An 8,977-nucleotide genomic window follows, 5' to 3' on the forward strand; every position below is an offset into this window, starting at 1 on the left:
CGTAGATTAGCATGGTGCCGTTTGGCGCAACAGTGGGAGACTCATCAAGACTTGTTTCAGACAGAATCTTTACACTTCCGCGCTGCAAGTCTTGTGCCGCCACTTTGAAGTTGGTGAAACCCTGCTGGCGATGGATCATCACCAGGGTCTTTTCATCCGCCGAAAGTTTCGGGTTGGCGTTGTAGTTGCCCACGAACGTCACGCGCTCGGCACCACCACCGCTGATCGACTGTTTGTAGATCTGCGGCTTGCCGCCACGGTCGGAGGTGAAGTACAGCGTGTTGCCATCCTTGCCCCAGAACGGCTCGGTGTTGATACCGGGGCCGGCGGTGACACGGCTGATCTGGCGCGAGGCCACGTTCATCACGTAGATGTCCGGGTTGCCGTCCTTGGACAGCACGAACGCCAGGCGCGAACCATCAGGCGACCAGGCCGGCGCACCGTTCAGGCCCTCGAAGTTGGTGACCTGCTCGCGGCGACCGGTATCGATGTGCTGGATGAAGATGCGTGGGCGCTTCTGCTCGAACGAGACATAGGCGATACGCTTGCCATCCGGGGCGAAGCGCGGCGACAGGATCGGCTCGCGCGACTGCAGCAGGGTCACTGCACGGGCACCGTCGTAGTCCGAACGCTGCAGGGTGTAGCGGGTGTTGTTGGTCGAGAAGCGCTCGGCGGTCACGTACAGCATGCGGGTGGAGAACGCCCCCTTGATGCCGGTGAGCTTCTCGAACGACTGGTCGGCGATGTAGTGCGACATGTCGCGCAGCTGGTCAGCGGTGCCCGCGACGCTACCGGTCAGCACTTGCTGCTCGGTGGCGACGTTGAACAGCGCGTACTGCACCTGCAGACGGCCGCCCGACGGCACGATGCTGCCGACCATCACGTACTGGGCGCCGAGGGCTTTCCAGTCGCGGAAGATGACTTCGCTGGCCTGGGTCGGCTGGCTGATCATGTTCTGGCGCGGAATCGGCGAGTAGTAGCCCGAGTTGCGCAGGTCGTTGCCGATGATATCGGCCATGTCTTCCGGCAGTACGCTGCCACCCTGCAGACCGAACGGCACTACCGCGATGGGCGTGGCCCGATCGCTGCCGCTGGTGACCAGGATGTTCTTTTCCTCTGCCATGGCCATGCCAGCCACGCAGCAGAGCATGACCAGCATTCCTCGAAGGAGTTTAATCACAACGCTAGATCCTCAGGTGTAAATGTCATCTTGAACGAACGATAACGATTGAAATCGCTCGGTTTCATACCCTGCATTTCAGTCAGGCGACCAATGTTCTTGACCGCAGCCACCGCTGAACTGTCAAACGGACCGTCACCACTGGAACGGGTCACGCTGACACCGGTGATGGTGCCGTCCGGCAACATGCTGACCTGCAGGGTCACCGTCATGCCCTTGCGCGCGGAAGGCGGTCGTGCCCAGCCCTCGGCCGCGCGCATGCGGATCAGGTCGTCGAAGTCGCCGGCCACCTGGTCACCCTGCTCGTCAGCCAGGGCCTGCTGCCGTTCGGTGGTGTCGGACAAGAGCTCGGCCAGGGCCTGGGCTTTCTTGTCTTCCGCCGCCTTGCGGGCCGCTTCCTGTGCCTTTTTCTTCTGGGCGTCTGCAGCGGCCTTTTTCTTGGCCTCTTCAGCTGCCTTCTTCTTCGCTTCCTCGGCCGCCGCGGCTTTCTTCTTGGCGTCCTCGGCTGCTTTCTTCTTCGCGTCCTCGGCGGCCTTTTTCTTGGCTTCCTCGGCAGCTTGTTTCTTGGCTTCTTCCTCGGCCTGCTTCTTGGCCTCTTCTTCAGCCTTCTTCTTGGCGATGTCGGCCTGCTGCTTCTCGGCGGCCTTCTTCGCCTCCTCGGCCTTCTTGGACTCCGCGGCTTTCTTGGCTTCGGCGGCCTTGGCGGCCTCCTCGGCCTTTTTCGCCTCGGCAGCTTCGCGGGCTTCCTCGGCCTTTTGAGCGGCGTCGGCTTTCTTTTGTTCCGCGGCCTTGACGGCCTCCTGCTCTACCTTCTTCTGCTCCAGCTGCTCGACTTCGGTCTGACGCGAGGCGGTTTTCTTCGCCTCCCCGGCAATCTTCTGATTGGTCTGGGTGGTCGCCTGGCTCTTGGACTTGAGCTGGTACAGAGTAGCCTGAACGATCGGCTTGGAAGGCGGCAGCTCTGGCGTCATGGCAAAACTGACGAACAGCAGCGCGAACACCAGCACATGCAGGCCGATGGCCCAGACACTGGGCCAGAAGTAGCTTTCCGAGGCGGATGGCTCTCGCTGTTGCATCAGGGCGCCTCGGTAATCAGGCCAACGTTACCGACACCGGCCTTCTGCAACCCGCCCATGGCACCCATGACCGCGCCGTAGTCGACAGCCTTGTCGCCACGAATGAAGACCTGGGTCTGCTTGCCCTGGTCGCGACCGGCGGCGATGATCTTGGTCACCGCGCTGGTCATATCGGGCAAGGTCATGGCCTTGTCCATCTGTTTGTCGGTATCGACTTCGCTGCCAAGGTTCCAGTAGTAGGTCTTGTCGGCCTTGATCGAAATGGTGAGGATCTGGACGTTGTTGTCCTGCGGCAAGGCTTCGCTGGAAACCTTGGGCAGGTCGACCTTCACGCCCTGGTTGAGCATGGGGGCCGTCACCATGAAGATGACCAGCAGCACCAGCATCACGTCGATGTAGGGCACCACGTTCATCTCGGCGACCGGCTTGCGTTTGTGGCGAACTCGGGCCATGGGCTTGTACCTGATTACTCTTCGCTGGTGTGCACTTTGCGGTGCAGGATCGCCTGGAACTCGTCGGCGAAGGTGTAGTAACGGCCGATCAGCACTTCGCTGCGGGCAGCGAAACGGTTGTAGGCGATGACCGCAGGGATTGCCGCGAACAGACCGATGGCGGTGGCGATCAGCGCTTCGGCGATACCCGGTGCAACGGTGGCCAGGGTGGCCTGCTGGGCGCTGGCCAGGCCGCGGAAGGAGTTCATGATGCCCCAGACGGTACCGAACAGGCCGATGTACGGGCTGGTGGAACCGACGGTGGCCAGGAACGGCAGGCTTTGCTCGAGTTTTTCTTCCTCGCGCGAGATGGCCACGCGCATGGCACGGCCTACACCTTCCATGACGGCATCAGGGTCGACGCCCGGCTGCTGGCGCAGGCGCGAGAACTCCTTGAAGCCGGCACGGAAGACCTGCTCTACACCCGAATCCGGGTCAGGGTTGCTGCCTGCCTGACGGTACAGCTTGGACAGGTCGATACCCGACCAGAAGCGTTCCTCGAAGGCATCCAGCGCACGACGACCGGCGCGCAGCATGGTGCTGCGCTGAAAGATCATGATCCATGAAGTGACCGAGGCGGCCACCAGGGTCAGCATTACCAGCTGTACCACCACGCTGGCATTGCTGACCAGACTCCACATGGAGGTATGGTCGACGACGTTAGCTTCCACGCTTATTCTCCTGCGTTCGATTGAGTACCCGAGCCGTCTGCCACAAAGGCGTCGCGCAGCTCCGGGGGTATGGCTCGGGGTTTGAAAGTGTCGGCGCGTACGGCGGCCACCAGGAACTGCCCTTCGCAGAGCAGCGTTTCATCCTTTTCTCGCCAGACCTGCTGCACGAAACGCAGGCTGGCGCGATTGAGTTCAAGTACTTGCGCGGTCACCCGGAGTTCATCGTCCAGGCGCGCCGGCGCGTGATAGCGCGCTTCGCTGGAGTGGACCACGAACAACAGGTTCTCCCCGGCCAGTTGCTGCTGGGAAAAGCCCAGGTGTCGCAGCCGCTCGGTACGCGCGCGCTCCATGAATTTCAGGTAGTTGACGTAATACACCACGCCACCGGCATCGGTATCCTCGTAATAGACGCGACAACGGTGTGCGAAAGGTTCAAGGCCATTTTGCGCGCGCATACTCTAGTGCTTACTCCTCAGCTTGCCAATCCGCTGCGGCAACTGTTTTTCAATCATTAATGTCGTATTGCCAGTGCACCCGTGGCATGCCAGCGGTAGGACCACGAAAAGCGGGTTTCGATCTGTCATTCATCGCCTGCTTCGGAAAAACCTGCGCCATCGCCCAGGCGCCCCGGAACATTCAGGCCAAAGTGCAGGTAGGCATGCCGGGTGACCACACGGCCACGCGGCGTGCGCATGATATAGCCTTGCTGGATCAGGTACGGCTCGAGCACATCCTCGATGGTGTGACGCTCTTCGCTGATCGCCGCCGCCAGGTTGTCGACCCCCACCGGGCCGCCGTCGAACTTCTCGATCATGGTCAACAGCAAGCGCCGGTCGGAATGATCGAAACCGCGCTCGTCGACATCCAACAGGTTCAGCGCCATGTCGGCCACCGCCTTGGTGATCTGCCCCTTGCCGCGCACTTCGGCATAGTCGCGCACACGGCGCAGCAGGCGGTTGGCGATACGCGGCGTGCCCCGGGCGCGGCGGGCGATCTCGTAGGCGCCCTGGTCCTCAATGGCCAGGCCGAGAATGCCGGCCGAACGGCTGACGATGGTCGCCAGGTCCTTGTCGCTATAGAACTCCAGGCGCTGGACGATGCCGAAGCGGTCGCGCAATGGGTTGGTGAGCATGCCGGCGCGGGTGGTGGCACCGACCAGGGTGAACGGTGGCAGGTCGAGCTTGATCGAGCGCGCCGCCGGCCCTTCGCCGATCATGATGTCGAGCTGGAAGTCTTCCATGGCCGGGTACAGCACCTCTTCGACCACCGGCGAAAGCCGGTGGATCTCATCGATGAACAGCACATCGTGGGGTTCGAGGTTGGTCAGCATGGCGGCCAGGTCGCCCGGGCGCTCCAGGATCGGCCCGGAGGTGCTCTTGACCGACACGCCCATCTCCTGGGCGATGATGTTGGCCAGGGTGGTCTTGCCCAACCCGGGCGGGCCGAAGATCAGGGTGTGGTCGAGCGACTCGTGGCGACCGCGCGCGGCCTGGATGAACAGCGCCATCTGCTCGCGCACCACCGGCTGGCCGATGTAATCATCCAGGCGCAGCGGGCGGATCGCACGGTCCTGGACTTCTTCACGGTCGCGGCCACTGGCGGCGATCAGGCGGTCGGCTTCGATCACTTGGCGATCATCCCTTTGAGGCTGCTGCGGATCAGGTCTTCACTGCTCATGCCGGCCTTGTCCTTGATGGCAGCCACCGCCTTGCTCGCTTCCTGGGGCTTGTAGCCCAGGGAAACCAGGGCGCTGACGGCGTCGGCCTCGGCCGTGGAGGCGCTGCTGACCGGCACCGGGCCATCGGAGACCAGGGTGAACATGGCCGGGGAAGTTTCCCAGGCCTTGAAACGGTCCTTGAGCTCGACCAGCAGGCGCTCGGCGGTCTTCTTGCCCACGCCAGGCACACGCACCAGCGCTGAAGTGTCCTGGGCCTGCACGCAACGCACCAGTTCGTCGGCCTCAAGGCCAGACATCAGCGCCAATGCCAGCTTCGGGCCGACGCCATTGAGCCGGATCAGCTCACGGAACAGTTCGCGCTCGCGCTTTTCATGGAAGCCGTACAGCAGGTGGGCATCCTCGCGCACCACCAGATGGGTGTGCACGGTCACGGTTTCGCCGACCTTGGGCAGGCGATACAGGGTGGTCATGGGCACTTCGAGCTCGTAGCCAACGCCGTTGACGTCGATAACCAGGTGTGGCGGCTGCTTTTCCGCCAGGGTGCCGCGCAAACGTCCAATCACGTTCCGATCCTTCCTCTCGGGGCCGGTCAAAGACCGGTCAACCCTATCAGCAAATGCAACGGGTGAACGCGCCACCCGGACAAAAAATGTATCAGCGCATGAAGTGCGCTACAGACGCAAGCGCCCGCCGCGTCGCCGCGCCGTGGCCAGGCCGTGGGGCACCAGGCTGGAGCGGGTATGGGCATGGCACAGGGCGATGGCCAGGGCGTCGGAGGCGTCGATCTGTGGCTTCTGGGTGAGCTTGAGCAGGTGCATGACCATCAGCATCACCTGCTCCTTGTTGGCGCCACCGCTGCCGGCGACGGCCTGCTTGACCTGGCTTGCGCTGTACTCGGCGATTTCCAGGCCAGCCTCGGCGGCGGCGACGATGGCCGCACCGCGCGCCTGGCCGAGCTTGAGCGCGGAGTCGGCGTTGCGGGCCATGAACACCCGTTCGATGCCCATGGTGACCGGCTCATGGGTACGTATGATTTCGCAGACACCACGAAAAACGATCTGCAAGCGCTCATGCAACTCGCCGGCACCGGTGCGGATACAACCCGACGCCACGTACTCGCAACCACGCGCGGTCTGGCGCACCACGCCATAACCGGTGATGCGCGAGCCGGGGTCGATACCAAGAATCAGAGTCATAACGCCTGTCGTATAAGGAAATGCATTTTGCAAACTGTAATGGCCCTTTCGCGGGGCAAGCCCGCTCCCACGGGTACTGCACCGATCTGAATGTCGATGCAGTACCTGTGGGAGCGGGCTTGCCCCGCGAAAGGGCCGCTACAGACGCTGAAAAACTCACATGCCTGACTAGAATCGCCAGCAAACCTTAGCCGAGTTTCTCCATGATCTCGTCGGAAATCTGCGCATTGGAGTAGACGTTTTGCACGTCATCCAGGTCTTCGAGCATATCGATCAGCTTGAGCACCTTCTCGGCACCTTCCTGGTCCAGCTCGGCGCTGGTGGTCGGCTGCATGACGATCTCAGCGTCGGCGGCCTTGAAGCCCGCCTCTTCCAGCGCGTTGCGCACGGCATAAAAGCTATTGAACGAGGTGAACACCTCGAACGAGCCGTCTTCGTTGGCGACCACGTCGTCGGCATCGGCTTCCATCGCCGCTTCCATCAACGCATCTTCGTCAACGCCCGGTGCAAAGCTGATCTGCCCCTTGCGCTCGAACAGGTAAGCCACCGAACCATCGGTACCGAGGTTACCGCCACATTTGGTAAAGGCATGGCGCACGGCAGCGGCGGTACGGTTGCGGTTGTCGGTCATGGCCTCGACCATGATCGCCACGCCGCCCGGGCCGTAGCCTTCATAGCTCAGCTCTTCGACGTTGTCGCTTTCGTTGGTGCCAGCGCCCCGGGCCACGGCGCGATCGATGATGTCGCGGCTCATATTGGCGCCCAGGGCCTTGTCCAGCGCCAGGCGCAGGCGCGGGTTGGAGGCCGGATCGCCACCGCCCTGCTTGGCGGCAACGGTCAGCTCACGGATCCACTTGGTGAAGATCTTGCCTCTCTTGGCATCCTGGCGCTCTTTGCGGTGCTTGATGTTCGCCCACTTGGAATGACCAGCCATAACAACTCCAAATCCTTGAAACACAAACAGTTACGCCCCGAACGGGGCGCAACGACAAATTCCTGCGCCGTAACGCAAAGGCGCATCCATGTGGATGCGCCCGGGGTCCGCTTACTCGACCTTGGTCTGTTCGCGCAGGCGGATGTGCAGCTCACGCAGGGCCTTGGCGTCGACCATGCCTGGGGCCTGGGTCATGACGCACGCAGCGCTCTGGGTTTTCGGGAAGGCGATCACTTCACGGATCGACTGGGCGCCGGTCATCAGCATGACCAGGCGGTCCAGGCCGAAGGCCAGGCCACCGTGTGGCGGTGCACCGAACTTCAGCGCATCGAGCAGGAAGCCGAACTTCTCTTCCTGTTCCGCCGCCTCGATGCCCAGCAGGCGGAATACTGCCTGCTGCATCTCTTTACGGTGGATACGGATCGAACCGCCGCCCAGCTCGGTGCCGTTGAGCACCATGTCGTAGGCACGGGACAGGGCGGTGGCCGGGTTGGCCTCGAGCTCTTCCGGGCTGCACTTGGGTGCGGTGAACGGGTGGTGCAGGGCAGTGAAGCTGCCGTCTTCGTTCTCTTCGAACATCGGGAAGTCGACGACCCACATCGGCGCCCACTCGCAGGTCAGCAGCTCGAAGTCGTGGCCCAGGCGGATACGCAGCGCGCCCAGCGCTTCGCTGACCACCTTGAACTTGTCGGCACCGAAGAACACGATGTCGCCATCTACGGCGCCAACGCGGTCGAGGATGTTGTTGAGGTTGGCCTCAGGGATGTTCTTGACGATCGGCGACTGCAGGCCTTCGACACCCTTGGCGCGCTCGTTGACCTTGATGTAGGCCAGGCCCTTGGCACCGTAGATGCCGACGAACTTGGTGTACTCGTCGATCTTGCTGCGCGGCATGCTGGCACCGCCCGGCAGGCGCAGCGCGGTGACGCGGCACTTCGGATCGTTGGCAGGGCCTGCGAATACCTTGAAGTCGACGTCCTTGAGCTGGTCGGCAACGTCGACCAGCTCCAGCGGAATGCGCAGGTCCGGCTTGTCGGAGCCGTAGCGGCGCATGGCTTCTTCGAAGGTCATGTGCGGGAATTCGCCGAACTCCAGGTCCAGCACTTCCTTGAACAGCTTGCGGATCATGCTTTCGGTCAGGCCCATGATCTCGCTTTCATCGAGGAAGCTGGTCTCGATGTCGATCTGGGTGAATTCCGGCTGGCGATCGGCACGCAGGTCTTCGTCACGGAAGCACTTGGCGATCTGGTAGTAGCGGTCGAAGCCGGCCACCATCAGCAGCTGCTTGAACAGCTGCGGCGACTGCGGCAGGGCGAAGAAGCTGCCCGCGTGGGTACGGCTCGGCACCAGGTAGTCGCGTGCGCCTTCCGGCGTTGCACGGGTGAGGATCGGCGTTTCGACGTCGAGGAAGCCGTTTTCGTCGAGGAAGCGACGGATGCTGCTGGTGATGCGCGAGCGCAGGCGCAGCTTGTCGGCCATTTCCGGGCGACGCAGGTCGATGAAGCGGTAGCGCAGGCGAGTTTCCTCACCGACGTCGGAGTATTCGTTGAGCGGGAACGGCGGGGTTTCCGCTTCGTTGAGCACGTTCAGCTGGTAGCCGAGAATCTCGATGGCACCGGATGCCATGTTGGCGTTGACAGCACCATCGGGGCGCTTGCGCACCTTGCCGGTGATCTGCACGACGTACTCGCTGCGCACGCGGTCGGCGGCGGCGAAGGTTTCGGCGCGGTCCGGGTCGAACACGACCTGGG

Annotated in this window: 10 protein-coding genes; all 10 read right to left on the minus strand. The window is 62.6% G+C overall.

Annotated elements, in window-relative coordinates; genetic code table 11:
- The coding region (gene tolB / locus B3E94_RS08310) for a Tol-Pal system beta propeller repeat protein TolB (RefSeq protein ID WP_286913056.1) at positions 1-1,159 on the minus strand (1,159 nt) is incomplete at its 3' end.
- A gap of 17 nt (positions 1,160-1,176) precedes the next feature.
- Positions 1,177-2,256, minus strand: coding sequence for a cell envelope integrity protein TolA (tolA, locus tag B3E94_RS08315; protein WP_176511595.1), 1,080 nt, complete (start codon positions 2,254-2,256; stop codon positions 1,177-1,179).
- Positions 2,256-2,708 (minus strand): protein TolR, encoded by a 453-nt coding sequence (gene tolR / locus B3E94_RS08320; RefSeq protein WP_008090221.1) that lies wholly within the window; start codon positions 2,706-2,708, stop codon positions 2,256-2,258. The genes tolA and tolR overlap by 1 nt, the downstream gene beginning before the upstream one ends.
- A 14-nt stretch (positions 2,709-2,722) precedes the next feature.
- Positions 2,723-3,418: a protein TolQ gene (gene tolQ / locus B3E94_RS08325; RefSeq protein WP_010952367.1), complete on the minus strand. Its 696-nt coding sequence runs from the start codon at positions 3,416-3,418 to the stop codon at positions 2,723-2,725.
- Positions 3,419-3,420: 2 nt separating this feature from the next.
- A complete protein-coding gene (ybgC, locus tag B3E94_RS08330; protein WP_054902638.1) occupies positions 3,421-3,873 on the minus strand; it encodes a tol-pal system-associated acyl-CoA thioesterase in 453 nt (150 codons plus the stop codon).
- A gap of 125 nt (positions 3,874-3,998) precedes the next feature.
- Positions 3,999-5,045, minus strand: coding sequence for a Holliday junction branch migration DNA helicase RuvB (gene ruvB, locus B3E94_RS08335; RefSeq protein ID WP_176511594.1), 1,047 nt, complete (start codon positions 5,043-5,045; stop codon positions 3,999-4,001).
- A complete protein-coding gene (gene ruvA / locus B3E94_RS08340; RefSeq protein WP_176511593.1) occupies positions 5,042-5,659 on the minus strand; it encodes a Holliday junction branch migration protein RuvA in 618 nt (205 codons plus the stop codon). Before ruvA ends, ruvB begins: the two co-directional genes overlap by 4 nt.
- A gap of 108 nt (positions 5,660-5,767) precedes the next feature.
- Positions 5,768-6,292 carry a crossover junction endodeoxyribonuclease RuvC gene (ruvC, locus tag B3E94_RS08345; protein ID WP_236236607.1) on the minus strand — a complete coding sequence of 175 codons (525 nt, stop codon included), beginning with the start codon at positions 6,290-6,292 and terminating at the stop codon, positions 5,768-5,770.
- Between the two features lie 187 nt (positions 6,293-6,479).
- Positions 6,480-7,226 (minus strand): YebC/PmpR family DNA-binding transcriptional regulator, encoded by a 747-nt coding sequence (locus B3E94_RS08350; RefSeq protein WP_012315821.1) that lies wholly within the window; start codon positions 7,224-7,226, stop codon positions 6,480-6,482.
- Between the two features lie 111 nt (positions 7,227-7,337).
- Positions 7,338-8,977: aspartate--tRNA ligase (aspS, locus tag B3E94_RS08355; RefSeq protein WP_286913055.1), on the minus strand; the 1,640-nt coding region annotated here is incomplete at its 5' end.

Source organism: Pseudomonas sp. UBA6315 (genome assembly GCF_002438125.1).
Taxonomy (GTDB): Bacteria; Pseudomonadota; Gammaproteobacteria; order Pseudomonadales; family Pseudomonadaceae; genus Aquipseudomonas; species Aquipseudomonas faucium.

What these genes read in the sequence shown, in the direction of transcription:
- tolA (WP_176511595.1), bottom strand. Translation starts at nt 2,256, where the DNA reads ATGCAACAGCGAGAGCCATCCGCCTCGGAAAGCTACTTCTGGCCCAGT.
- B3E94_RS08350 (WP_012315821.1), bottom strand. Translation starts at nt 7,226, where the DNA reads ATGGCTGGTCATTCCAAGTGGGCGAACATCAAGCACCGCAAAGAGCGC.
- ybgC (WP_054902638.1), bottom strand. Translation starts at nt 3,873, where the DNA reads ATGCGCGCGCAAAATGGCCTTGAACCTTTCGCACACCGTTGTCGCGTC.
- tolR (WP_008090221.1), bottom strand. Translation starts at nt 2,708, where the DNA reads ATGGCCCGAGTTCGCCACAAACGCAAGCCGGTCGCCGAGATGAACGTG.
- ruvC (WP_236236607.1), bottom strand. Translation starts at nt 6,292, where the DNA reads ATGACTCTGATTCTTGGTATCGACCCCGGCTCGCGCATCACCGGTTAT.